The organism is Simplicispira sp. (assembly GCF_028687295.1).
GTDB classification, from domain to species: Bacteria; Pseudomonadota; Gammaproteobacteria; order Burkholderiales; family Burkholderiaceae_C; genus Simplicispira; species Simplicispira metamorpha.
Genome location: NZ_JAQUAL010000032.1, coordinates 1 through 25113 on the forward strand (window position 1 = coordinate 1; position 25113 = coordinate 25113).

Annotated in this window: 13 protein-coding genes and 1 tRNA gene; 6 read left to right on the plus strand and 8 right to left on the minus strand. The window is 64.5% G+C overall.

Features of this window, described 5'->3' with window-relative positions; genetic code table 11:
* Nucleotides 1–122: 122 nt before the first annotated feature.
* Entirely contained in the window at nt 123–5366 is a 5244-nt protein-coding gene (locus PHX69_RS05680; RefSeq protein WP_288042764.1) for a PLxRFG domain-containing protein, read from the plus strand.
* A 453-nt stretch (nt 5367–5819) separates the two neighbouring features.
* On the opposite strand, the gene PHX69_RS05685 is transcribed toward PHX69_RS05680, so the two are convergent.
* From PHX69_RS05685 to PHX69_RS05705, 5 genes are all read right to left on the minus strand, one after another.
* Nucleotides 5820–7574: a hypothetical protein gene (locus PHX69_RS05685; RefSeq protein WP_288042765.1), complete on the minus strand. Its 1755-nt coding sequence runs from the start codon at nt 7572–7574 to the stop codon at nt 5820–5822.
* Nucleotides 7575–7627: 53 nt separating this feature from the next.
* Nucleotides 7628–9088, minus strand: a complete 1461-nt coding sequence (locus tag PHX69_RS05690; RefSeq protein ID WP_288042766.1) for a hypothetical protein — start codon at nt 9086–9088, stop codon at nt 7628–7630.
* Between the two features lie 575 nt (nt 9089–9663).
* Nucleotides 9664–9739, minus strand: a tRNA-Lys gene (locus PHX69_RS05695).
* A 93-nt stretch (nt 9740–9832) separates the two neighbouring features.
* Nucleotides 9833–10753: an NAD(P)-dependent oxidoreductase gene (locus PHX69_RS05700; protein ID WP_288042776.1), complete on the minus strand. Its 921-nt coding sequence runs from the start codon at nt 10751–10753 to the stop codon at nt 9833–9835.
* Between the two features lie 61 nt (nt 10754–10814).
* A complete protein-coding gene (locus PHX69_RS05705) occupies nt 10815–11792 on the minus strand; it encodes a GMP reductase (RefSeq protein WP_119011938.1) in 978 nt (325 codons plus the stop codon).
* A 354-nt stretch (nt 11793–12146) separates the two neighbouring features.
* On the opposite strand from PHX69_RS05705, the gene PHX69_RS05710 reads away from it, so the two are divergent.
* The 4 genes from PHX69_RS05710 to PHX69_RS05725 all read left to right on the plus strand — a co-directional run bounded on the left by PHX69_RS05710 (nt 12147) and on the right by PHX69_RS05725 (nt 21660).
* A complete protein-coding gene (locus tag PHX69_RS05710) occupies nt 12147–14597 on the plus strand; it encodes a UvrD-helicase domain-containing protein (protein ID WP_288042769.1) in 2451 nt (816 codons plus the stop codon).
* A 71-nt stretch (nt 14598–14668) separates the two neighbouring features.
* Nucleotides 14669–16834 (plus strand): PhoX family protein, encoded by a 2166-nt coding sequence (locus PHX69_RS05715; RefSeq protein ID WP_288042770.1) that lies wholly within the window; start codon nt 14669–14671, stop codon nt 16832–16834.
* 225 nt (nt 16835–17059) lie between these two features.
* Nucleotides 17060–21025 (plus strand): Pls/PosA family non-ribosomal peptide synthetase, encoded by a 3966-nt coding sequence (locus PHX69_RS05720; RefSeq protein WP_288042771.1) that lies wholly within the window; start codon nt 17060–17062, stop codon nt 21023–21025.
* Nucleotides 21025–21660, plus strand: a complete 636-nt coding sequence (locus tag PHX69_RS05725; protein WP_288042772.1) for a 4'-phosphopantetheinyl transferase family protein — start codon at nt 21025–21027, stop codon at nt 21658–21660. The genes PHX69_RS05720 and PHX69_RS05725 overlap by 1 nt, the downstream gene beginning before the upstream one ends.
* A gap of 44 nt (nt 21661–21704) precedes the next feature.
* Here PHX69_RS05725 and PHX69_RS05730 read toward each other — a convergent pair whose 3' ends face one another.
* The 3 genes from PHX69_RS05730 to PHX69_RS05740 form a co-directional block, all read right to left on the minus strand.
* A complete protein-coding gene (locus PHX69_RS05730) occupies nt 21705–22523 on the minus strand; it encodes a BPSS1780 family membrane protein (RefSeq protein ID WP_119011934.1) in 819 nt (272 codons plus the stop codon).
* Between the two features lie 18 nt (nt 22524–22541).
* Nucleotides 22542–23492 carry a homoserine kinase gene (locus PHX69_RS05735; RefSeq protein WP_119011933.1) on the minus strand — a complete coding sequence of 317 codons (951 nt, stop codon included), beginning with the start codon at nt 23490–23492 and terminating at the stop codon, nt 22542–22544.
* A gap of 86 nt (nt 23493–23578) precedes the next feature.
* Entirely contained in the window at nt 23579–23944 is a 366-nt protein-coding gene (locus PHX69_RS05740) for a hypothetical protein (RefSeq protein ID WP_288042774.1), read from the minus strand.
* Nucleotides 23945–24001: 57 nt separating this feature from the next.
* Here PHX69_RS05740 and PHX69_RS05745 point away from each other — a divergent pair.
* Nucleotides 24002–25113 (plus strand): 5'-3' exonuclease (locus PHX69_RS05745; RefSeq protein ID WP_288042775.1); only part of this gene is annotated, 1112 nt, incomplete at its 3' end.

Here is a 25113-nt window from a genome sequence, read left to right on the forward strand (position 1 = left end):
GCCCTCAAGCCGATCAAGCCCAGCAAGCTGCGCCGCAACAGTCAGAAGCGCCCGCGCAAGCCACAGCCGCCGCAGTAGCGCGCCACCCTACCTGGCGCCAAAACGCCATCCAGGCGGGGCGCGTGGCACTCGCGCTGGGACTGGAGCCCAAGGGAAAACGGCTGGCCCAGATCGTGGCCGAGGTGGACGCTGTAGATGCACAGCAAACTGGCGCGGCGCAAGACGGTGCAGACCTGTCTTCCGGCCCAATAGACCAGGAGTGGAGCGCCTTTGCGCCGGAGACCGGGACGCTGGGCATTGCCCGCGCACAGATGCCGCAGATCAAGGCCGAACACCGAGGCGCCCTGGTCAACTTCCTGAAGGCACGCGGCATCGACAGTGCTGCGGGCGAGGTTCCTGCCAACGATTTGAAGCCCACGCAAGCTGAGTTTGCGCCGGGCAAGGTCAAGAAGGCGCGCGAGTTCCAGGGCTCAGAGCGCTCGATTCTGGCGTCCTCAGATGGCCATGTTGTGGATGGGCACCACCAATGGCTGGCCAAGCGTGCTGCGGGCGAGCCGGTGAAGGTCATCCGTTTGAAAGCCCCGATTCGGGATGTGCTGACCCAGGTTGCCGAGTTCCCCAGTGCGCGCATGGCTGAGGGTGCAGCGCGCGCCACGCCTGCGCAGGCAGCTACTGATTCAGGAGCAGATGCGCAGGGGGCGGGGGCGATGTTCAGCCGTGCAGTCCCGGGGCCGCAGGACTTCGTGCCTGCCCCCGATGGCGGCCTGGACTACGGCGAGATCACGCCCGAGATGGGCAAGGCCATGCGGCGCCAGGCGGGGGTAATCCGGTTGCAGCAGGGTGTGCAGAATGCCGATGGAACGGGGTGGGGACTGGCGCACATTGAGGCCAACCACGGTAACCAAATTCGCAATGCGGGGTTTGCGTCAGTTCAGGGTTTTGTGGCCCACATTGCCAACGGCTTCAACGAGGTGTTACAGGCATCCAAGGGTGGGCAATTGCTGGTAGCAGTTTCTACCGGGCGACGCGATGTCATGTTCGTCCAACTGGAAGCTGCACAAGAAGGCGACTTCTATCGGGTGAATACGGCATTTCCGGCCAGCCGTAATTATTTGGAGAAGCAGGAGAGCAAGGGGGCAAAAATTCTCTGGAGCGGGAGCGAACCCCGCTCGGCTGCCACCGGACAGCAGCCCCCGTATGCTGGCAATCCTGATGATGTGTCCGGTCAGGATGCCCCCATCGCTCGGGGTGAGAATTCTCTAAATGAACCGCTCTGGGAGCGCGCCGGGACCAGCGCGCCAACTGCCGATAAAAGCAGTTCCCCTTCTCCCTGGGGCCAAAGCGGCAGCGCCAGTGTAGCGCTGAAGGACGATGCTGCCAACTATGCCCGCGCCGACGAGCCCATGTCCCCCGACCTCGCCCGCGCCATCCTGGCGCTGGGCAGTCCGCCCAAGCAGGCCACCAAGGAGTCGGTGCGCGCTGCGGTGCGCGAGCTGGTCAACGGCCTGGGGCTGCTGCCCAACCGGCTGGGGCGCATCGTGGTGGCCACGTCCGCAGAGATCAAGCAGGACTGGGAGCCGCTGATTGGGCCCACAGGCATGGAGGCGTCGGGAGACGCTGGCCGCGCCCAGGGCTTCTACGACCCCAAGAGCAAGACCGTGTTCCTGATTGCCGACAACATCCTCCAGGGCGATGAGCTGGGTGTGGTGGCCCACGAGCTGATGCACAAGCATGGCCCGGCAGTGCTGGGCGAGGACGGCTGGAACCGGCTGCACGGCGCCTTGGGCGGCTGGGCCAAGGCCAAGTTGGGCAGCATGGAGCGCATCGTGTACGACGAGGCTGCGCGCCGCGTTCGGGCGTCGGGCCCTGAGCTGTCCACCCAAGAGCTGTTCCCCTACGCGGTGCAGGTAGCGCTGGAGATGGGCGTGAGGCCCAACGCCGTGGCGCCGCAGGGCACGGTGGAGCGCTGGCTGGGCCAGGTGCGCGCTGCACTGCGCCAGGTGTGGGACAAGATCACGCGCAAGCCCGATTCGTTTAAGAGCCAAGATTTGGTGAACTTGGCGTTTGGCATTGCGCAGCGGGAGAACCCGGAGCACGCGGGGGAGCTGGATGGGGCGGTTGTACGCAGTGATGCCGAAAAAGCCCAGGTGTTACAGGGTGAGCCTGTCGCCGTGTTGCGCATGGAGGATGCTCCTGCTGGAGGATATGCTGATGTGGCGCGCTGGGCCGCTGACCTGTTTAAGCAGCAAGGCGGGAATTCGATCAGCCAGGAGATTGGTGAGGTGGCACTGAACGAGCAGTCGGCGCGTGATTCGATGGCTCACGGTGGCGCCAATGCTGCCAAGAAGATCGCCTTTGCCGCGGTCAAGAATGTGATCGAGCGCGGGACGCTGGTGCATCAAGCGTCTCATGGCCGAAAAGAGAGCTTCTATATATCTGCCCCAGTCCGTATTTCTGGGCGGGACAATATCGTCACTGTGCTGGTGCATCGTGACCAGAACACCCAACGGATGTACCTGCACAGCGTTGCACTTAAAGAAAATCTCCTGAAGCCGAGCGTATCTGCTGTTGATGCAAAAGCATCCGAACGAAGCAGCGCAACAACTTCAGGAGACGCGTCCACTGTATCAAATGCGGTGCAGCAAGGCAAGGCTGCAACGGCTGATGTGGCGCGCGAACTGAACCGGCTGCTGACACTGGATACAGGCCCCCTGTTCAGCCGCGCCGCGCCAGCGGATCGTGTGGGAGACGCCATCAAGTCCACCACCATCACTGATCTGAAGAAGCAAGCAGCCTTCAAAGCGGCCGATCTTCGCCACCTGGGCCTACAGTTCCTGGGCCGTCGCCAGTTGGTGGACGTGTACGGCGACATGCTGCCAGAACTGCGCCGCTACAGCGATCTGATGGCGCGCATGGACGCGGACAAGAACGAGGCGGGGGCCGGTGCCGACCAGCTCGCCACCGATTGGGCGAAGCTGCCCGACGAGCACGCTCTGGCCGAACTGATGCATGACTCCACCCTGGCACAGATCGACCCGTCCAAGGACTTCGTGGACGGCGACAACAAGGCCGATTGGACGCGGCTGCGCGCCAAGCACCAGGCGCTCTCGCCCGCAGCGAAGGAGGTGTACGCCCGGGCGCGCGACACCTACCGCCAGCACATGCGTGATGTGCGATCGGCCATCAAGGAGCGCATCGAGCGCGCCGAGATGAGCAGCGAGCGCCGCGCGGCTCTGCTCAAGCGCATGGATGAAGAGTTCTTCGGCCACATCAAGGGCGTTTACTTCCCACTGGCCCGCTTCGGCCAGTACGTGGTGGTGGTCAAGGGCGCCGACGGCAAGGTGGCGAACGTGAGCCGGGCTGAGACCATGGCCGAGGCCGACACCACGCGCCGCCAGTTGCTGGCTGCCTTCCCGACGGACAAAGGTTTCACTGTGGGCAAGGTGCTCAAGGCCAAGGAGTTCGTGGCCGAGCGCGACACCGTGGGGCGTGGCTTCATGGAGCAGCTTTACGGGGTGCTGGACAAGCAGGGCATGGATGCCAAGCAGCGCGCCGAGCTTGAAGACGCGCTGGGCCAGCTTTACCTGTCGTCGCTACCGGATCTGTCCTGGGCCAAGCATGGCATCCACCGCAAGGGCACGGCAGGCTTCAGCCAGGACGCACGCCGAGCCTTTGCGCAAAACGTCTTCCATGGCGCCAGCTACCTGGCCAAGCTGCGCTACAGCGACCGCCTACAGGATGAGCTCTCCCAGATGCAGCGCCGTGTGGACGAAAGCGCGAACTCTCCCGGCTTTGACCAACCCAGGGCGCAGGATGTGGTGAGCGAGATGGTCAAGCGCCACGAATCGGCCATGAACCCCAAGAGCAGTTCTCTATCGACAGCGCTGACCAGCCTGGGCTTCATGTTCCACTTGGGCCTCTCGCCTGCCTCAGCCATGGTCAACCTGACGCAGACGGTGCTGGTGGCCTATCCCATCATGGGTGCCCGCTGGGGTTTTGGAAAGTCCAGTGCGGCGCTGCTCAAGGCCAGCCACGAGGCAGCGCGCGGCAAGAACGACATCACCAGCTCCCTGAGTGCTGATGAGAAAGCTGCCTATGACGAGGCGGTGCGCTCAGGCGTCATTGATGTCACGATGGCCCACGACCTGGCTGGTATCGCACAGGGCGAGGATCAGAACGTCTCGTACAAGTTGCGCCCGGTGATGCGTGCCGCCAGCTTCATGTTCCACCACGCCGAGAAGTTCAACCGCCAGGTCACATTCGTGGCGGCCTACCGACTGGCGCGTGAAACCGGGGCCGACAACAAGGCGGCCTACACCCAGGCGGTGCAGGCGACCTACGACGGCCACTTCGACTACAGCTCCAACAACCGACCGCGTGTCATGCAGGGCAATGCCGCCCGGGTGCTGCTGCTGTTCAAACAGTATGGCCAGAACATGGTCTACACCCTGGTGCGCAACGCCCAGCAGTCGCTCAAGGGCGCCACCCCCCAGGAGCGCGCCCAGGCACGCAAGGCGCTGGGCGGGCTGCTGACCATGCACGGCATGGCCGCTGGTGCTCTGGGCCTGCCCATGGTGACCACGCTGCTGGCGGCGGCCTCGATGCTGGGCGGCGATGATGACGAACCGTGGGATGCCCAGGTGGCCTTGCAGAACATGCTGGCCGACACCTTTGGGCAAAAGCCTGCCGAGGTCTTGTCGCATGGCCTGTCGCGCCTGACGCCGTGGGACATTTCCGGGCGGGTGGGGCTGGACAAGCTGATCCTGCCCGACATCCAGGAAGGGCTGGAGGGTCAGCGCCTGGGTGAGTCGGCCATGGCGGCGGCGCTCGGACCGGTGGCCGGTATCGTCGTGAATTTGTTCAAGGGCGTGGAGGAAATGGGCGAGGGCCGGTATGTGCGCGGCCTGGAAACCATGATGCCCACCGCGCTGCGCAGCCCGCTCAAGGCTTTGCGCTATGGCACTGAGGGGGTGCGCGATAAGTCGGGCATCGTGGTGCAGGACGAGGTGGATGCGGCCGAGTTGCTGGGCCAAGCCGCTGGGTTCTCGCCATCGAGCGTGCGCAACTCCTTCGAGGGCAAGAGCGCCATCGTCGCGCACGACCGGGCGATACAGGCGCGGCGCAGCTCTCTGGTGGAACAGTTCGCCATGGCGGCCATGGCCGGGGACGAGGAGGGCAAGGCGGACGCCCGGGCGGACATCGCCAAGTTCAACGAGAAGAACCCCGGCCGGCGCATCCAGCCCATGCAGCTGGCCCAGAGCGTGCGCATGCGCACCAAGCGGATTGAGCAGGCGCAGGACGGTGTCTATTTGCCGATCAAGCGGCGGGACGCGATGGACGTGGGGCGGTTTGCCACGGGAGAGTGAGCTGGAGCGGGGTCAGCACTGCTCACAACTGAGCCATGCTGGCCCCGGCTGAGTTTTCAACCATCGATTCAACGGGCTCAAGTTTGAGCCTGTTGATTCGGGTGCTTAACGGTGGGGGTAAAGTGGTGCTGCACCTGCACAGTTCGGTTGTTCTGAACACCCAGTCCGACGATATGACTACCTGACAGCGTGTTTGTGTTCCCCCGTATTCGGCTCCTAACGGCCGTGAGCTGTCCTACGCGGATGCCGCCCGTGGGACTCCTTCAGGCTGATCTGAGTCATTCGTCGCCGACGGCCCGAGTGGCCACTTCGGTCATCGCCAGTCATTCGACAGGGCAGTGGTTCGAATGTTCAGCAACCTGTCATTCGATCGATAGCGCCAGAGCCCGGGATCTAACGACCGGCCTATTGCATAGTAGTAAACTGGCGCTATAGATCCTGAGCGCTAATCGCTCAACTTCCTGAAATATGCAGATGGCCCGCGACATAGGCAGATCGGTGCCCGCCGCCACCGAAGATAGGCGGGGCTGTCAGGGTTTCAGGCATGGCCTCTGCGGCCCCCCCGATGGCAACAGCAAGCTGCGGGTAAACATTCAACAGCTCGTCGGGCATGCCCTTCATCCACGCGGGCGTGGGATCCACTGCTTTGCGAAGGATGCGGTGGCCCTTCACGTCGATTGGACCATTGCCAAGTGCCTGCATCATTGGCAATGGCGAGCTGCCGCCCGTCAGTACCACATGCAGGCGCACGCCGTCCATGGCCAGCCAGCGCAACCAAGTCTCGTCCACGGCTTCAAGGGCCTTCTTGAATCCCGTCTCCACGGCCTGGCCAAAGCGCATCACCTTCTCGTCGGCCAGGAATTCGTTCAGTTGGATTTTGCCCACGGTGCCGTCTGCCAACGCGTACTCCAACTGGTCTGACTTGAATAAGGCCTCCTTGAGCCGCCGAATTTTGCGCGTCAAATCCGCTAGGATGAGCCTGCCCGATGTGTCGCTCGGGTCGATGGCCTCCCGGCCTGCGATGAATCCGCGCAGCAGGCCATCCACTTTGTCCCCAGCCTGCATCAGACCCTGGATGGAGGCTGGAACCTGGAAAACGCGCAGTTCATCATCATGTTTGCGCGTCGAGATGAAGAGCCCGAAGTCAGTCGTGCCAGCCCCCACATCTACCACCATGAAGGCATCGCGCAGATTCTCGCTGTCCGCAATGGCGCCGGCTGCGACGGCTACGGGTTCGGGTACGCCCTCGTCGATTAGGTAGTCCGGCCGTTTGCCCAGGGACTTGATCTGGTCGATGGCACTCTTCAGTTCGGCAACGTCGATGCCACTAGACCAACGGTCGCTAAATGTGTCGGCCAGGATTTGCGCCTCCGCCATCATTGTGCGCATCAGCTTGTCGGCCCATTGCGCTTGGGCCGCGTCCGGCCAGCAGGGGCGCGCGAAGCGGCGCTTCACATGTCGCGGTTCCTCGATGCCCTGAGATGCCAGCGACTTCTCCGCCATGTCGGTCAGGTAGGCGAGGTAGATGCGGATCATGTCTCCCTGGGTCAGCTTGTAGTTGGTGGGGTTCATGGCCTTTTGCAGCACACAGGACTCGCCATCCAGATTGCCTTCGCGCCGCAGGCTCAGCCAGCCTTTGATCGAGTCCAACCGTTCCCGGCCTGACTCGACCAGATCCTGGCTCATCTCGATGGCCTCGAAGCCGAAATAGGCCCTCCCGTCGTCACCGATGAAGACGGACGAGGGCAAGGTGTAGCCTTGCTTACCCGCCTCTGTGCCGAGTTCTAGATACAAATACTGGTTTGGAAACACGGTGGCGAAGGCCTTCGACATCGCTGTGCCGAAGTCCAGGCACATCAACACATTCGGGTCAGTGACTTCTTCGCGCTCGACGGACTTGAGAACGAGGGACACTTTCGGCAACAAAACGGCTGCGCTCGGTGCCGCAGGTGTTTCGGCGACGAGGATTGGAACACCGGCATCCGGTGGCGGCACAGCACCATTCGTTGCGCCGCTCCGTACCAAGGTCGGATTTGCCGGCTTCAGAGTGGGGTGCGATGTCGCAGCGGGTTCTAGTTCGACATCAAGCGCCTTAAGCGCGACTTGCAGCGCCTGGCGCTCCATCGATGAAACAGTGCCGATGGTCTGATCGCATTCGATCCGTTCCATCAGGCTGGCAAGCAGTATGGCTGCGGTCTTCTTGTCCAATTGTTCCTCCTCGACGATTGATCCGTTGATTGAATTCGATCCAACGCCCGTCGTTACTCGACGAGCCCCTTGGTCACCACATCGCCCACGCTCCCATCTGGCCGCTTGCGTACGACTGCGGGTTGCTTGACGATCATTCGCTGACGGGGCGATTCGCCCACCACGGTGAAGAACTTGGTCGACATCTCCACCAGCTCACCCGGCGTGCCGTACAGGCCTAGACCACGCAGGCTCGCGGCCTGCTCCACCTGTACGGCCAGCACCTGCACACGGCTCAATAGCTCTTGCGCGGCGGGTGCTAGGCCGGGTTCGTAGATTTCGAGATTCGAGGCCAGTGGCTCGCGCAGGCTATCGCCCAGCAAACGGGCTTGGCGGGCAGCCTGCAAGGCCAGGCCGATGCTCTCGTCAGCGTTGCTAGCTGCTGCCTCGATAGCCGATTCGCTAGATTGTCTAGTGACGCGCATGCGACCGTGCTCCAACCAGTAACGCACGTCCTCATGTACCTCCGGATGTCGCGCCGCCAGATCTCGCGCCACAGAGCGGGCGCGCTCGGGGTGATTGCACAACACGTCCAACTGCGCCAGCAGCGCTTGGTCATGTTGACCTTGACGACCGAGTAGCACCAGGGCCTCGGTCACGTCGGTGATCAGGCGTTCCAGTGGCTTCCTCAACTCGTCGGGCCAAGAACGCCCGCCACAGAGCTTGCGACAGTAGTCCACCACGCGGTACATCTGCGGATCGGCCACCACAGAGATCCGCGTGCGAACTATGTCATGGACAGTCAGCAGGGCCTCGCGCGACAGATCCAGCTGCACCTTGTCTTCCTGCGGTCTGCCGACAGTCGAAAGCGGTATTGCAAGCAGCTCGTAAAGTGCCTTGCCCGGGTTTTCGCTTGCCTCCAGTTCGCTCTCCAGCAGGGCATCGCGCAGGGCGGACAGTGTTCGTGTCAGACGCCGTGCTACCGTGTCGCCGGGGGCCTCTGTGCTGGGCCGAAGTGCCTCGAATGCAGTAACTAGGGTGCGCAGCGCCTCGCCGAGATTGGTCGATCGGTCCAGTAGCGCCGCGATCATCTCTGCGCGCGCTTTTTCTCCCGTTTCTTCGTTGGCGATAGAGTCGGCCAGATAGGTTGGTAGCCAGGGCGCAGACATCTGCGCACAGGCTCGTGCTAAGTTAAGGCGATCGTCGGCCTCTGTCAGCAACTGCATTTCAGGCAATTCCGCAACAAACGCGGGACGTAGCCACTCGGCGATCTCTTTGGCCCAGCGTTTCACAACTTGGCCCAGTCGAATGCTCTCGGCAATGGCCAACAGACGGTGGCCCGGCTCAGCGGCGTCATGAATCTGCGCCAAAAGATGGGCGCGACCAGCTAACACTGCCGGATCGTCAGCCTGCTTGGGTAATACCTTGGCTGTAATCAGTGCAGTCAACGCTGAGCGTCGCTCAGCGGGCGTTGTCGAGGCCCCGGCAAACAGCGCCAAGGCTGATGCGGTGGTGTCGGGCGGAGGGAAAATCATAGCCGTGTCTATTTCCGTGCTGTCATGCGGTGATGGGTATGCATCTTGCCAGATGGGAGATCTAAGCACCCACGAGGTTTGAGAGCTTGTGCTTGAATGGCCACTCCGGATTACAAATTCGCCAGTGCACAAGGAACCACGGGTCGAAAGCGTGGCTCAATAGATCGCTGAGGCGGCTGGCTAACCGCGGCTTGGTTCCATGAAGTCGCACCCAGTCGTTTCGAATGACTGCTACGCCCTTTGAAGAACCCCTTCTTCTGGCTCTGGAATGGGCAGGGCTATGACCGGAAGGCTGTCGACAGGGTGAGTTCGGCCGCCCCGACCGAAGGACTGGAAGCGCTGCAATGCAGTTCCTCAACCGTTCTTAGCTGATGACCGGAATAGGTCGATTCCGATCGGTGACGTTGCTCGTGCGCACGGCATGATGCGCCATAGGCTTGACCGCACGCGGCGGAGCGATGCCGGGAACTTTCAGGCTGTCCGCGCCGGATGCTCTGCGGGACTTGATATTCCCACGGTGGGAATAAACAAAGAAGCCTGCTATCTATGTGATAGCAGGCTTTTCTTGATGTGGGTGGTGGGTCCTGAGTGACTCGAACACTCGACCTACGGATTAAGAGTCCGCTGCTCTACCAACTGAGCTAAGAACCCCACTTTGAAAAAGTTTCTGTGTTGCAACAGAGACTCAAATTATGCACCAATTTTTTTGCCAGATTCCAATGAGTGCTAAAAATTTTTCAAAAATCACTGCATTCCATTGCGCCCCGCCAGCTCGACGAACAGGCCACTCTGGTCCAGATCGGCCAGGCCATGCGCGGCGGCCTGGGCGTACAGGCTTTCGAGCAATGCAGTCACCGGGGCGTCAAAACCCAGCTCCTGGGCGGTGGCCAAAGCGTTGCGCATATCTTTGAGCTGCACACCCACGCGTCCGCGCGGGGCAAAGTCGCGCTCCAGCATGCGCTGGCCGTGTACTTGCAGGATGCGGCTGTCGGCAAAACCGCCGCTGATGGCCTCGCGCACCTTGGCCATGTCGGCACCGCCTTTGGCAGCCAGCAGCAGGGCCTCGGCCACAGCGCCGATGGTGATGCCGACAATCATCTGGTTCGCCAGCTTGGCCAGCTGACCCGCTCCATGCGGCCCCACGTGCGTAGCGCGGCCCAGTGCGGCAAAGACGGGAAGGGCGCGCTCGTAGTCTGTGGCGTGGCCACCCACCATGATGGCCAACGTGCCTGCCTCGGCGCCCACGGTGCCACCCGAGACCGGCGCGTCCAGGCAGGCCACGCCCTGCGCTTGCAGCTGCTCGGCATGTGCGCGGGTTTCGCGGGGCTGGATCGAGGCCATGTCGATGAACAGGTTGCCCGCCCGCAGGGCCTGCGCCGCGCCCTGGCTGAACAGCACCTGCTCCACCACCGGGCCGCTTTCGAGCAGGCTGATGGCGATGTCGGCGTGGCGCACCGCGTCGGCCGCGTGGTCATGTACCGTGGCGCCCGCTGCCGCCAGCGGCTCTGCCTTGGCGCGGGTGCGGTTCCAGACATGCACGTGGTGGCCTGCTGCGCACAGCCGATGTGCCATGGGCAGGCCCATCATGCCGGTGCCCAACACCGCAATGTGCAGCGGCTGGAACGCAGTTTCAGTGGCAACGGTGTCGGTATCGGTGGTGGTCATGCGCGAGAGCTTTCGGGCGAGGTGCAAGGATGCAGGGTGGTGGCGGGCAGCGATGGGGCCATCAGGCCATCAGGTCGGCGCTGGCGTTTTCGCCGCCCAGGATGACGTAGTTCACCTTGCGGATGTCCATGAGCTTTTTGCCGCCCGCGTAGCTGATGGAGCTTTGCACGTCCTGCTCCATCTCTACCAGCGTTTCGGCCAGGGTGCCCTTGACCGGCTCCAGAATACGCTTGCCCTCGACATGGCGGTACTCGCCCTTGTTGAAGTCAGAGGCCGAGCCGTAATACTCTTTGTAGAGCTTGCCATCGACCTCCACCGTCTGGCCGGGCGATTCTTCGTGGCCAGCCAGCAGCGAGCCGATCATCACCATGGTGGCGCCAAAACGGATGCTCTTGGCGATGTCGCCGTGGTGGCGGATGCCGCCGTCGGCAATGATGGGCTTGGTGGCCACGCGCGCGCACCACTTCAGCGCCGACAGCTGCCAGCCGCCCGTGCCAAAGCCGGTCTTGAGCTTGGTGATGCACACCTTGCCTGGGCCGATGCCGATCTTGGTGGCGTCGGCGCCCCAGTTTTCCAGGTCGATCACGGCCTCGGGGGTGGCCACGTTGCCCGCAATCACAAAGCTGGCGGGCAGCTTTTTCTTGAGGTAGCCGATCATGGCCTTGACGCTGTCGGCGTGGCCGTGGGCGATGTCGATGGTGACGTATTCGGGCACCAGGCCCGCTGCGGCGAGCTGGTCCACAGTGTCGTAGTCGGGCTGTTTCACGCCCAGCGAGATGGAGGCGAACAGGCCGCGTGCCTGCATGTCCCGCACAAACTGCACGTTGTCAAAGTCAAAGCGGTGCATGACGTAGAAGTAGCCGTTGTGCGCCAGCCAGGTGCAGATTTTTTCGTCCACCACCGTCTTCATGTTCGCGGGCACCACCGGCAGGCGAAAGCTGCGCGCGCCCAGCACCACACTGGCATCGCATTCGGCGCGGCTTTCGACGCGGCATTTGCGTGGCAGCAAGAGGATGTTGTCGTAGTCGAAGATTTCCATGAGATTCCAAGCTCCTTTGAGAAGGCGCGCCACAGAACGATTTCTGTGGCGATGGGGCGCTTGGTCTGGAGGCCGGTTTGGCCTGCATCGCGCAGGCACAAAAAACCGGGCTGCAAGAAACTTGGGCCCGGTGGCTGATTCTACCCACGCCCCCGGCCCCAGCAGCCCGGGAGTCTGGCATGCCAGCGCTGGTAGGAGGTGTTTTGATAACTCATTTTTTGATAGCTGCTAGCGCCCGTCGATATTGCCTTTGAAGCCATTTTGACTATATTTTTGTGCGGCTCAGGCTGCGTTGAGGGCCTGCGCCCGCCAGCGCACGCGCCCCGATGCGGGCGCACTTTCTACAATGCCTGCATGCTCCCTCAAGACCTGTTTTCTGGCGCCCCGGCGCCATCGGCGGCCCCTGCGGCTGCGCTTGCCGCATCGCCCCTGCTGGCCCACCTCAACCCCGAGCAGCTCGCTGCCGTCACGCTGCCAGCGGGCCATGCGCTCATCCTGGCCGGTGCCGGTTCGGGCAAGACGCGCGTGCTCACCACGCGCATCGCCTGGCTGCTGCAAAACGGCCTGGCCACGCCCGGCGGCATTCTGGCCGTCACGTTCACCAACAAGGCGGCCAAAGAGATGGTGGCGCGCCTCTCGGCCATGCTGCCCTTCAGCGTGCGCGGCATGTGGATCGGCACCTTCCACGGCCTGTGCAACCGCCTGCTGCGCGCGCACCACCAGGCGGCGGGCCTGCCGCAGTCGTTCCAGATTCTGGACACGCAAGACCAGCTCTCGGCCATCAAGCGGCTGTGCAAGCAGTTCAACGTGGACGACGAGCGTTTTCCGCCCAAGCAGTTGCAATACTTCATCGCGGGCTGCAAGGAAGAAGGCCAGCGCCCGCGCGATGTGGTGGCTACCGACCCTGATGCGCGCAAGAAAGTCGAGCTGTACCAGCTCTACGAGGAGCAATGCCAGCGCGAGGGCGTGGTCGATTTTGGCGAGCTGATGCTGCGCAGCTTCGAGCTGCTGCGCGATAACGACCCCCTGCGTGCCCACTACCAGCGCCGCTTTGCCCACATCCTGGTCGATGAGTTCCAGGACACCAACAAGCTGCAATACGCCTGGCTCAAGCAGCTGGCGGGTGAGGAGGTGGACGGCCATCTGGAGGCGCGCGGCAGCGTGATTGCCGTGGGCGACGATGACCAGAGCATCTACGCCTTTCGCGGCGCGCGCGTGGGCAACATGGCTGACTTTGTGCGCGAGTTTGGCGTGCAGCGCCAGATCAAGCTGGAGCACAACTACCGCAGCTACAGCAACATTCTGGATGCGGCCAACCACCTCATCAGCCACAACAGCGCGCGCCTGGGCAAGAGCCTGCGCACCGACCAGGGCCCCGGCGAGCCGGTGCGTGTGTTCGAGGCCAGCAGCGACATCGCCGAGGCGCACTGGATGGTCGATGAAATCAAGCAGCTGGTCAAAAACGACGGCTTGGCGCGCCAGGAAATCGCTGTTCTCTACCGCAGCAATGCGCAAAGCCGGGTGATTGAATCGGCGCTGTTCAATGCCAGCATTCCTTACCGCGTGTACGGCGGACTGCGCTTTTTTGAGCGCGCTGAAATCAAGCACGCGCTGGCCTATTTGCGCCTGCTGGAGAACCCGCACGACGACACCAGCTTTGCCCGCGTGGTCAACTTTCCGCCGCGCGGCATTGGCGCGCGCAGCATCGAGGTGCTGCAAGACGCGGCGCGCGCTGCGGGCTGCTCGCTGCACGACGCTGTCAGCACCGTGCCCGGCAAGGCGGGTGCCAATTTGGGCGCGTTTGTGGCCCTGGTGGATGTGCTGCGCGAGCAAACCCAAGGGCACAACCTGCGCAGCATCATTGAGCGCATGCTGGACGCCACGGGCCTGATCGAGCACTACCGCACCGAAAAAGAAGGCCAAGACCGCATCGAGAACCTGCAAGAGCTGGTCAACGCCGCCGAGAGCTTTGTCACCCTGGAGGGCTTTGGCCGCGATGCCGTGGCCCTGCCGCTGGACGAGCACGGCGCGCCGCTCACGCAAAGCCCCGCCAGCCAGGGTCTGGATGTGGATGCGCCGCTGCGGGACGCGCCCCTGGCGAGCGCCGCCGTGCCCGGCATGGTGGACGTGGACACGGGCGAAACCCTCTCGCCGCTGGCCGCGTTTTTGACCCACGCCGCGCTGGAGGCGGGCGACAACCAGGCCCAGGCCGGGCAGGACGCGGTGCAGCTGATGACCGTACACGCCAGCAAGGGGCTGGAGTTTGACGCCGTGTTCATCGGCGGCCTGGAAGACGGCCTGTTCCCCCACGAGAACGCCCTGGGCGACCGGGGCGGCATCGAAGAAGAGCGCCGCCTGATGTACGTGGCCATCACCCGCGCGCGCCAGCGGCTGTATTTGAGCCACTCGCAAACGCGCATGCTGCACGGCCAGACGCGCTACAACACCCAAAGCCGTTTCTTTGACGAGCTGCCCGAGGGCGCGCTCAAGTGGATCACGCCACGGCACCCGGGGTTTGGCAAATTTGCTCCTGATTCAGGAGCTGATCGCGCTTATTCTGCGGGCGCTGGAGGCCGATTTGGCTTCAAATCTGACACCTTTGCCAGCCCGCCCGTGCCGCCCCAGAAGGCCGCGCCCGCGCACGGCCTGCGTGCGGGCACCAACGTGTTCCACACCAAGTTTGGTGAAGGCAAGGTGCTGGCCATCGAGGGCACGGGCGACGATGCGCGCGCCCAGGTCAGCTTTGCGCGCCACGGTACCAAATGGCTGGCGCTGGCCGTGGCCAAGCTCACCGTGGTGGATTGAGCATTTCACGCTGTTGTCACAGTGGGCTTGAAGAATGCCAGGGGTTTATATCCATTCCCTACGGAGCCTTCATGACAGCACCCAGCACCTACGACGACAACGAAATCGTCAACCCCTCCACCAACCTGCACATGGACGAGCTGATCGCCGTGCAGCTGAGCCGCCGCCAGGCGCTCAAGGGGGGCATGAGTGTGACGGCGGCTGCGCTGTTGGGCGGCTTGAGCCTGAGCGCTTGCGGTGGCGGCAGCGACGATGCCCCCGCGCCGCTCCAGCTGGGCTTCAAGGCCGTGGCCAAAAACAAGAACGATCTGGTGACCGTGCCCGAGGGCTACCAGGTCAGCATCCTGCACGCGCTGGGCGATCCGTTGCAGTTTGGCGAGGAGTCGTGGAAAGACGACGGCAGCGAAACCGCCGATTCCTACAACCGCCGCATCGGCGATGGCCACGATGGCATGTACTACTTTGGCCTTTCGGACGACGGCAAATTCAACGCCGACCGCTCTGACCGGGGCCTGTTGGCCGTCAACCACGAGTACGTGGTGGCGCCCTATGCCCTGCACCCCAACGGCATGACCAAAGGCGCCACCCGCGTGCCCTCGGAAGTGGAAAAAGAAATCTACGCCCACGGCATCAGCGTGGTCGAAGTCAAGCGCAGCGCCGGCAACGACATGGTGATGGTGCGCGGCTCGCGCTTCAACCGCCGCGTGACCTCGGCCACTGAAATGGTGTTCACCGGCCCGGTCAAGGGCAATGCGCTGGTCAAGACCAAGTTCTCGCCCGATGGCCTGAAAACCCGTGGCACCAACAACAACTGCGCCAACGGCTACACGCCCTGGGGCACGTACATCACCTGCGAGGAAAACTGGCTCAACGTGGTGGGCCGCGCCGCTGGCGACGATGCCCAGCGCGATGCCAAAGAGGTGGTGGCCCTCAAGCGCTACGGCCTGCCTGAAAACCGCAAGAGCCCCTACCTGTGGGACACCGCAGGCACCGACGACCTGTTTGTGCGCTGGACGTCGTCAGTGACGGGCGCTGCCGCCACCGACGACTACCGCAACATCGCCAACACCTTTGGCTGGGTGGTCGAGATCGATCCCTTCAACCCCACCTCCACGCCCGCCAAGCGCAGCGCCCTGGGCCGCTTCAACCACGAAGGCGCCTGGCCCGCACCCGCCGTGGCGGGCAAGCCTATCGTCATGTACATGGGCGACGATGCGCGCAACGAGTACATCTACAAGTTTGTCTCCAAAGCCGTGTGGGACCCCAAGGATGTCAACGGTGGCATGGCCGCTGGCGCCAAATACCTGGACGAAGGCACGCTGTACGTGGCCAAGTTCAACGCCGACGGCACGGGCCAGTGGCTGGAACTCACCTACGGCAAAAACGGCCTCGATGCCAGCAACGCGGCCTACCCGTTTGCTGACCAGGGTGATGTAGTGACCCACGCCCGCCTGGCTGCCGACAAGCTGGGCGCCACCAAGATGGACCGCCCGGAATGGGGCGCGGTGAACCCGCTCAATGGCGAGGCCTACATGACCTTGACCAACAACAGCAACCGCGTGGACCCCGGTGCCAGCCCCACGGGCAGCCAGCTCAAGCCCGATGCGGCCAACCCGCGCTACTACAGCGACAACTACACCAACGCCGACGGCACCACCAAAACCAACAAGGGCAACCCCCACGGCCACATCATCCGCTGGCGTGAAAACGCAGGCAGCGTGGCCGCCACGGCCTTTGCCTGGGATATTTACCTGTTTGGTGCCGAGGCGGACGCGGCGGCCAACGTCAACCTGTCGGGCCTGACGGCAGTGAACGATTTCTCCAGCCCCGACGGCCTGTACTTCGACCCGCGCGGCCTGCTGTGGATTCAGACCGACGATGGCGCCTACACCGACGTCACCAACTGCATGATGCTGGCCGCTGTGCCTGGCCAGGTGGGCGACGGTGGTGTGGCCACTGCCGCCGGCGGCACGGCCACCCGCAAGGGTGCCAATGCGTCGGCTGATACGGTGCGCCGCTTTTTGGTAGGCCCCAAAGACTGCGAGATCACCGGCATTGCCGTCACTCCCGATGGCAAGACCTTGTTCTTCAACGTGCAGCATCCCGGTGAAGACGGCAGCCTGGCCAGCCCCAGCAGCCGCTGGCCTGCCAGCCAGGCCAACCCGTCGGCCACCCAGCGTCCGCGCTCGGCCACCGTGGTGGTTACGCGCAAGGATGGCGGGGCCATTGGCCTCTGACGGTTAGTGGGGCGGGGCCGCTGGCCCCGCAAGCTGCTCGAAAAAAGCCTGTCGGCCTGGCGTCGGCAGGCTTTTTGCGTGGGCGGCTTGCACGGCGCACGCGAACCAGCGGCTTCTTGGCGACAATCAGATATTGGTTCCCGCCATCGTTTTGGGGCGATGGCGGGATTTTTCGCGCTGGCTACCCGTGCAGCGCCCACAGGCTTAGAAAAATGAGGTTGCTCCATGGTTTTGAGGGGCCCTTTTCGCCCGGATTTGCTGCGCGATGAAGTGTTGGCAGACATCTTTGAGGCCACCGCTGCACGCCAGCCAGACCACACCGCGCTGATCTGCGCCCACGAGCGCATCAGCTACGGCGACCTGGATGCCCGCGCCAACGCCATGGCGCACCACCTGATCGGCCACGGCGTGCGGCCAGGGCACATCGTGGGCCTGTGGCTGCCCCGGGGCGTGGATTTGCTGGTCAGCCAGCTGGCCATTGCCAAAACGGGCGCCGCCTGGCTGCCCTTCGACGCCGATGCGCCCGCCGAGCGCGTGGCCGTGTGCCTGGAAGACGCGCGGGCCGTGGGCATCGTCACCGGCCAGTGCTTGCAGGCGCAGTTGGTGGCATTGCCTTGTCCGGTGTGGGGGCTGGGCGATTTGCGGCAACCCGTCACTGGCGCGCTGTTGCGCCGCAGCGGCCAGAGCCCGCAAGACCCGGCGTATGTCATCTACACCTCCGGCTCCACCGGCAAGCCCAAGGGCGTGCCCATCAGCCAGGGGGCGATTTGCCACTTTTTGCGCAGCGAAAACGCCGTGCTGGGTGTGCGCGCTGATGACGTGGTGTACCAGGGCTTCTCGGTGGCATTTGATATGTCGTTTGAGGAAGTCTGGATTAGCTACCTGGTGGGAGCCACCCTGTGGATTGCCCCGGCAGAGATCACCGCCGACCCCGATGCCTTGCCGCGTGCCCTGGCCGCGCAGGGCGTGACGGTGCTGCATGCGGTGCCGACCCTGCTGGCGCTGTTTGCCAGCGATGTGCCGGGGCTGCGCCTCATCAACCTGGGCGGCGAGATGTGCCCGCAGGCCGTGGTCGAGCGCTGGGCCACGCCCACACGCCAGGTTTTCAACACCTACGGGCCGACCGAGGCCACGGTGTCGGCCAGCCTGGCACCGCTGCACGCGGGGCAGCCGGTCACGATTGGCCAGCCATTGCCCAATTACGGCCTGCTGGTGGTCGATGCCCAATTGCAGTTGCTGCCCGCCGGTGAGACGGGTGAGCTGTGCATCATCGGCCCCGGTGTGGCCGAGGGCTACCTGGGCCGCCCCGAGCTGACCGCCGAGAAATTTCTGCCCAACCCCTGGATGCAGCAGCCCCACGAGGCCCGCCTGTACCGCACCGGCGACCTGGCGCGCATTGATGCGCAAGGCCAGGTGCAATGCCTGGGCCGTGTGGACGACCAGGTGAAGGTGCGCGGCTTTCGCGTCGAGCTGGGCGAGATCGAGGCCGTGCTGAGCCAGCAACAGGCCGTTGGTACGGCGGCGGTGGTGCTCAAGCCGGTGAGCGAGATAGAGCAACTGGTGGCCTACATCGTGGCCAGTGCGGGCGCACAGGTGGAGGTGGCGCCATTGCGCGCCAGTTTGCGCGCCGCCTTGCCGCCCTACATGGTGCCCAGCCACTTTGAGGTGGTGGACACCATCCCGCGCCTGACCTCGGGCAAGATCGACCGCAAAGCCCTGCGTGCCTTGCCCATGGAGGTGGCCGACCACGCAGTCGATTCAGACACGCCCGAGACCGATGCCGAAGCCGCGCTGTTTGCTGCGCTGGAGCGTTTTTTTCCGGGGCTGCCGATTCGGCGCAACGCTGATTTTTTTGACGACCTGGGCGGCCATTCGCTGCTGGCAGCGCGGCTGGTGTCGGCGCTGCGCCAGGATGCGCGCTTTGCGCACATGACGGTCAACGATGTGTACCGCCAGCGCCGCCTGGGTGCCATTGGCGCGGCCATGGCGGCAGGCAGTGCCGCCCACACCGGGGCGGCACTGCCCCCTTTTACCCTGGTGCCCCGCACGCGCCGCTGGCTGTGCGGGGTGGCGCAGGCACTGACCCTGCCGTTCATGATCATCTTGCAGATCATGAACTGGTTGGCGCCCTTTTTTACCTACCACTACTACACCGGCGAGCCTGGCGACAGCGTTGCCCGCGCGGTGCTGGCGTCGGTGCTGGTGTTTTTGGCCAGCCACCTGTTCAGCTTGGGGGTGGCCGTGGCCAGCAGCCGGGTGCTGCTGCGCGGCATTGCCGCCGGGCGCTACCCCCTGTGGGGCGCGGTGTACTTTCGCTGGTGGCTGGCCGACCGGTTGCACCAGGTGGCCCCGGCCTATTTGTTGTCTGGCTCCTCGCTCTACAACAGCTACCTGCGCGCCATGGGGGCGCACATCGGCGCCGATGTGGTGATCGGCTCGGTCACTATCCGCCAGCCGCATTTGCTGCGCATTGGCGATGGCGCCAGCGTGGGCGCCAACGTCAACCTGGAAAACGTGCGCGTCGAGCGCGGCGAACTGGTGGTGGGCGCCATCGACATTGGTGTTGAGGCCTACGTCGGCTCCTACGCTGTGATGGAGGGCGATACCGCCATTGCGCCCCAGGGTCGGCTCGAAGGGCTGGCCGCGTTGGCCCGCGCCGGGCGCATTGCAGAGGGCGAGGTCTGGGACGGTTCGCCCGCGCGCTGGGTGCGCCAGCAGCCGGTGGCACCGCGCCCGCCACGCCCCCCGGTGACGCGGCTGCGCCGCATCGGCGAGTCGCTGTTCTTTGCGGCGGGTGCTGCGCTGACGTCGGTGCTGTTTTTTCTGCCGATTTTTCCGGCCTTTGCGTTGATCGACGCGCTGGAAGGGGAGGTGCTGGAGCCCTCGCTGCAAGCGCACGGCTACGTGCTGGCGGTGTTTGAGTACGCCCTGCTGGCCGTGCCCGCCAGTGCCTTGCTGGTGGTGGGTACGGCGCTCATTTCTGCTGCTATCCGCTGGCTGGCACTGCCGCGCCTGCAGCCGGGCAGCTGGCCGGTACACAGCAACCTGTATTGCCGCAAATGGCTGGCCAACCAGATTCAGGTGGCCAGCCTGCATGTGCTGCACGGGGTGTATGCCACGGTGTATGCGCCCCTGTGGTATCGGCTGCTGGGCGCCAAAATTGGCCGCAACGCCGAAATCTCTACCGCCATGGGCTTGATTCCCGACATGCTCACGCTGGGCCACGAGACGTTCATTGCCGATGCCGTGATGTTGGGCGATGAGGAAATCGACGGCGGCTGGATGTCGATTGACTACACCGTGATTGGCGACCGCAGCTTTGTCGGCAACGGTGCCTATGTGCCCGATGGCACCACGTTGCCGCCCGATGTGCTCATTGGCGTGCAATCGAAAGCGCCCCCCAGCGCGCACATGCAGTCGGGGCAGACCTGGGTGGGCTCGCCCGCCGTCCATCTGCCCTCGCGCGAGCGGTTGGCGGGTTTTCCGGATGAGCTCACTTTCCATCCCTCGGTGTGGCGGCGCCTGGGCCGCGCGCTGGTGGAGGCGCTGCGCATCGTCATGCCGCTGGCGCTGGTGATTGGGGCTGGCTACGTCATCATCAGCGCTGTCATGCCCTTGGCCGAAGCGGGCCAGTGGCTGGCGCTGGTGGTGGCACTGGGTGTCAGCGGGCTGCTGTATGGCGTGGGCTGCTTTTTGCTGGTGGTGGCGCTCAAGTGGCTGATGGTGGGGCGCTACCAGCCCCGGGCCGTGCCCATGTGGACGCCCTTTGTCTGGATCAGCGAGGCGCTGACCAGCATGTACGAGTCGGTGGCCGTGCCCAACTTTCTGGAGTACCTGCGCGGCACGCCCATGCTGCCTGCCATGCTGCGCCTGCTGGGCGTGAAGATTGGCCGCGATGTGTACCTGGACACCACCGACATCACTGAGTTTGACTGCGTGGAGATGGGCGACCACAGCGAATTCAACGCCTGGTCGGGCCCGCAGACGCATTTGTTTGAAGACCGGGTGATGAAGATTGGCCGCATCCGCATCGGTGCGCGGGTCACGGTGGGTATCCGCAGTACGGTGCTCTACGACACCACCTTGGGCGATGGTGTGCTGCTGGGGCCGCTCACGCTGGTCATGAAAGGCGAGGCGCTGCCCGCCGATACCGCCTGGGCCGGGTCGCCCGCACAGTCCTGGCGGCCCTGATGCGGTTGCCAGCCGTGCTGCGCCAGCCAGGTGAGCCGCCCGGCCTGGTGGCGCAGCGCCCGGAGGTGTGGTTGCTGGCCGTGCCGGGCGTACAGCCACAGACAAAGGCACAGGTGCGCACCCTGGCCCGGCAGGCGCTGCGGCGCTTGCTGTCGCAGTGCCTGGGCGTGGCGCCGCAGCAGGTGGCGCTGGTGTTTGTGCCCGGTCAGGCACCCACGGTAGCTGATCGCTGGCAAGGGCTGGCGTTGTCGATCAGCATGGGTTATGCCCCCGGCGTTGTGGCCATCGGGCTGTGTGCCGGGGGGCGCCTGGGCATTGATCTGGCGGTGGTGCAGCCCCTGCCGGACTGGGAGCCGCTGGCGCGTCTGTACCTGGGCGATCGGGTGGCGCAGCAACTGGCGGAGGTGGCCGGTGGACAGCGCGACCAGGACTTTGCCCGCGCCTGGGCGGCCATGGAGGCGCGCAGCAAATGCCTGGGCCTCGGTTTGCAAGAGTGGTCGCCAGCCCGGGAGCTGCACCTGAACGCTGCCGTGCTGGAGCAACTGCCTGTGCCGCCAGATGCACTCCCGGTGGGGGCGCCCCCTTATGTGCTGGCGCTGGCGTGCAGTGCGCCACACCCTGGCGCAGGGGTCTGACGCTGGCCCGCACGTGCAAAAGGCAGGGCAGGCCGCGAGAACGCTCAGGGCGATGTAGGTGCGTCAGGGGTGGGGGAGGCAGTGTCGGGTGCCGCGAAACAATCGCGAAACGTGAAGACGATGGAGCTGAAGAACATGGCCGCCATCACCATGGCCAAACCGACCATCAAGCCGCCCATGGCCCCGGCGCTGAACAGCCCCAGCACCGCCAGCACCGCCGAGACCAGGCTCATCAGCACGCCGCCCAGTGCAAACACGGCCAGCCAGCCCAGACCAAAGACAACAAAAGCGCCGAAATTGCGCACGCAGGCCACGATGCTGAAAAACAGGCTCTTCACTGGCGGTACGCCATGCCAATGCACCAGGCCGGGCGCGTGCCAGAACAGCAGCGACAGCGGCAGGTACAGCGCCATGGCCACCCACATGGCGTGCTGGAAGTCCTCGTTTTCAGCGATCTCCTGCGTCATGGTCTCGCCGCCCAGATAGACCTGGGCAAACACGCCGCCATCGACCAGCGCCGATATGCCCATCACCGCCAGAAATCCCCCCGCATACAGCGCACCCAGTACCAGCATGTGGTTCAGGCGCTGGCGTCCGGTGCGAAACGCCACCAGCAGCACCGCTGGCGTGGGAAAGCGCCCCTGCATGGCCTCTGCCGAGGCCACCATCATCGCCAGCGTGGCCGAGGGCAGCAGCGCCAGCGCCAGCGCCGGGCCGATCAACGGCACCACCGAGGCCAGCGACATCGCCGCCATGGTCATGAAGAACAGTGCCGCCATGGCCATGGGTTGGCGCCGGAACACGGCGATGCCACTCTTGACCCAGGTGATGCCGGTGCTGGCGGGGACGATGTGGAGTTTCATGGTGGGGTTTCCAGCCTCTCAGGCCTGTAGCGGGTGCGCAATGCGCTGGCGCAGCACGCGCTCGAAGTGTGCGGGGTCGTGCGGGGTGAGCATGGAAGCCTCGCGCGGCAGGTAATAGTCCCACAACCGCGAAATCCAGAAGCGCAGTGCCCCCGCGCGCAGCATGGCGTTGATCAATTGGCGCTCGGCTGCAGCCAGCGGGCGCACGGCCTGGTAGGCGCGCAGCATGGCACCGGCGCGTTCGGCGTGGTGGGCGCCTGTGGCCCAGTCAATGCACCAGTCGTTCAGGCACACGGCCAGGTCGAACAGCCAGGTATCGACACCGGCAAAGTAAAAGTCGAAGAAACCTGTGAGCTGTTCGCCGTCAAACATCACGTTGTCGCGGAACAGGTCGGCGTGTACCGGGCCACGCGGCAGCGCCGTATAGGCCGAGCTGGCGGCAATGTGGTTTTGATAAGCCAACTCGGCGCCCAGCAGATCGGCTTGTTCAGGCGTGAGGTGGGGCAGTACCACGGGCACGGTCTCGTTCCACCAGGGCAGGCCGCGCAGGTTGGGCTGCTGGCGCTCGTAGCCGCGCCCGGCCAGGTGCATGCGCGCCAGCATGTCGCCCACGGCGGCGCAGTGCGCGGCCTGCGGTGCCAGCTGGCTTTGGCCGGGCAGGCGGTTGACTACGGCAGCGGGTTTGCCGCAAACGGTGTGCAAGATGGCGCCGCGCTGGTCGGCGCGCGGGTCGGGCACGGGGATGCCCGCCTGCGCCAGGTGCTTCATCAGGTGCAGATAAAACGGCAGCTGCTCGGCGGTGAGGCGCTCAAACAGCGTCAGCACGAACTCGCCCTGGTCGCTGGTGACGAAGTAGTTGGTGTTTTCGATACCACCTTCGATGCCGCGCAGCTTTTGCAGCTCGCCCAGGTGCAAACGGCGCAGCAGTTCGCGCGCCTCTTTCAGGGAGACTTTGGTAAATACGGCCATCGCTCAGAACACAACAAAAAAATCAGGGGCAAAAAAGATCGCACCCCGGAAGGTGCGAAGCCAGGAGGGGGCACAGGGCCGGTGCGTCAGAACTTCATCACGTTCCAGACGCGCGAGCCGGTGGTGGCTTCAGCGCCGTTCTGGCTGCGGTTGCGCACGCCATCGGAGGGCTGCACCTCGTAGGCGGGCAGGTCGCCCACCTTGGGTTGCACCGTAATGCTTTGCGTCTGGCCGCCAATGCGCAGCTCATCGACGCGGCTGCCGCCGTCTTCCACCCGGATGCGCTCGGTGCGCTGGTTCTGGCGCGGCGCATTTTGCTCTTGGTTTGATAGCTGCTCGCGCCCATCAGCAGGGCTTTGCAGGGCGTTTTGGCTTGTATTTTGGGCCAGGGCAGGGGCCGTGGCAAAAGCCAGCAGCAAAAGGGCGTAAAGGGGGTGGGGGGCAGCGCGCATGGCGCGATTGTAGGCGGCGCCTGCACGGGGCCAGCGCCGCCATGCACAATCGCCGCCATGAGCAAACCTAAGACTTTGGTGCTGGTCGATGGCTCCAGCTACCTCTACCGCGCCTACCACGCCATGCCCGACCTGCGTGCGGTGCCCGGCGACCCCCACAGCCCCGCCACGGGCGCCATTCGCGGCATGGTCAACATGATGCAGGCGCTGAGCAAGCAAGTGCAGGCCGACTACGCCGCCTGCGTGTTTGACGCCTCGGGCCCCACCTTCCGCGACGCCCTCTATCCGCAGTACAAAGCCCAGCGCGCACCCATGCCCGACGACCTGCGCGCCCAGATCGCGCCCATCCATGAAGTGGTGCGCCTGCTGGGCTGGCCCGTGCTGGCCATCACGGGCGTGGAGGCCGACGACGTGATCGGTACGCTGGCCGTGGCGGCAGCGCGCCAGGGCATTGACGTGATCGTCAGCAGCGGCGACAAAGACCTGAGCCAGCTGGTGAACGAGCACATCACCATCATCGACACCATGAACGGCAAAAAGCGCGACGTGGCCGGCGTCACGGCCGAGTTTGGCGTTCCGCCCGCGCTGATGGTGGATTTTCAGGCGCTGGTGGGCGACACCGTGGACAACGTGCCCGGCGTACCCAAGGTGGGCCCCAAAACGGCGGCCAAGTGGCTGATGGAATACGGCTCGCTGGACGCGCTGGTGGCCCGTGCGGGTGAGATCAAAGGCGTGGTGGGCGAGAACCTGCGCGGCGCGCTGGGCTGGCTGCCCACGGCGCGCCAGCTCGTCACCATCAAAACCGACTGCGACCTGGACGGCCATGTGCCCGGCCTGCCTGCTATGGATTCAATAGCTGTAGGCGCACCACAGACGGGCGCCTTGCGCGATTTTTACCAACAATACGGTTTCAAGGGCCTGGCCAGTGCGCTGGGCGCTGCACCGGCCCAGGCCGCCCCCGCACCCACCCCCAAAAAAGCCGCTAAAAAGCCCAGCGATAACCTGACCAGCGACCTCTTTGCGGACGCCGACCTGTCTGCCGCCGCCACCGCAGGCGCTGACACCACGACGGCGCCCCCAGATGGCCCAGACACCACCACCGATCCTGCCAGCGCTGACCCCGCCAGCCCCCTGCGCTGCGACACCCTGCTGACCTGGGCCGACTTTGA

What these genes read in the sequence shown, in the direction of transcription:
- PHX69_RS05690 (WP_288042766.1), bottom strand. Translation starts at nt 9,088, where the DNA reads ATGATTTTCCCTCCGCCCGACACCACCGCATCAGCCTTGGCGCTGTTT.
- PHX69_RS05700 (WP_288042776.1), bottom strand. Translation starts at nt 10,753, where the DNA reads ATGACCACCACCGATACCGACACCGTTGCCACTGAAACTGCGTTCCAG.
- PHX69_RS05705 (WP_119011938.1), bottom strand. Translation starts at nt 11,792, where the DNA reads ATGGAAATCTTCGACTACGACAACATCCTCTTGCTGCCACGCAAATGC.
- PHX69_RS05710 (WP_288042769.1), top strand. Translation starts at nt 12,147, where the DNA reads ATGCTCCCTCAAGACCTGTTTTCTGGCGCCCCGGCGCCATCGGCGGCC.
- PHX69_RS05715 (WP_288042770.1), top strand. Translation starts at nt 14,669, where the DNA reads ATGACAGCACCCAGCACCTACGACGACAACGAAATCGTCAACCCCTCC.
- PHX69_RS05720 (WP_288042771.1), top strand. Translation starts at nt 17,060, where the DNA reads ATGGTTTTGAGGGGCCCTTTTCGCCCGGATTTGCTGCGCGATGAAGTG.
- PHX69_RS05725 (WP_288042772.1), top strand. Translation starts at nt 21,025, where the DNA reads ATGCGGTTGCCAGCCGTGCTGCGCCAGCCAGGTGAGCCGCCCGGCCTG.
- PHX69_RS05730 (WP_119011934.1), bottom strand. Translation starts at nt 22,523, where the DNA reads ATGAAACTCCACATCGTCCCCGCCAGCACCGGCATCACCTGGGTCAAG.
- PHX69_RS05735 (WP_119011933.1), bottom strand. Translation starts at nt 23,492, where the DNA reads ATGGCCGTATTTACCAAAGTCTCCCTGAAAGAGGCGCGCGAACTGCTG.
- PHX69_RS05740 (WP_288042774.1), bottom strand. Translation starts at nt 23,944, where the DNA reads ATGCGCGCTGCCCCCCACCCCCTTTACGCCCTTTTGCTGCTGGCTTTT.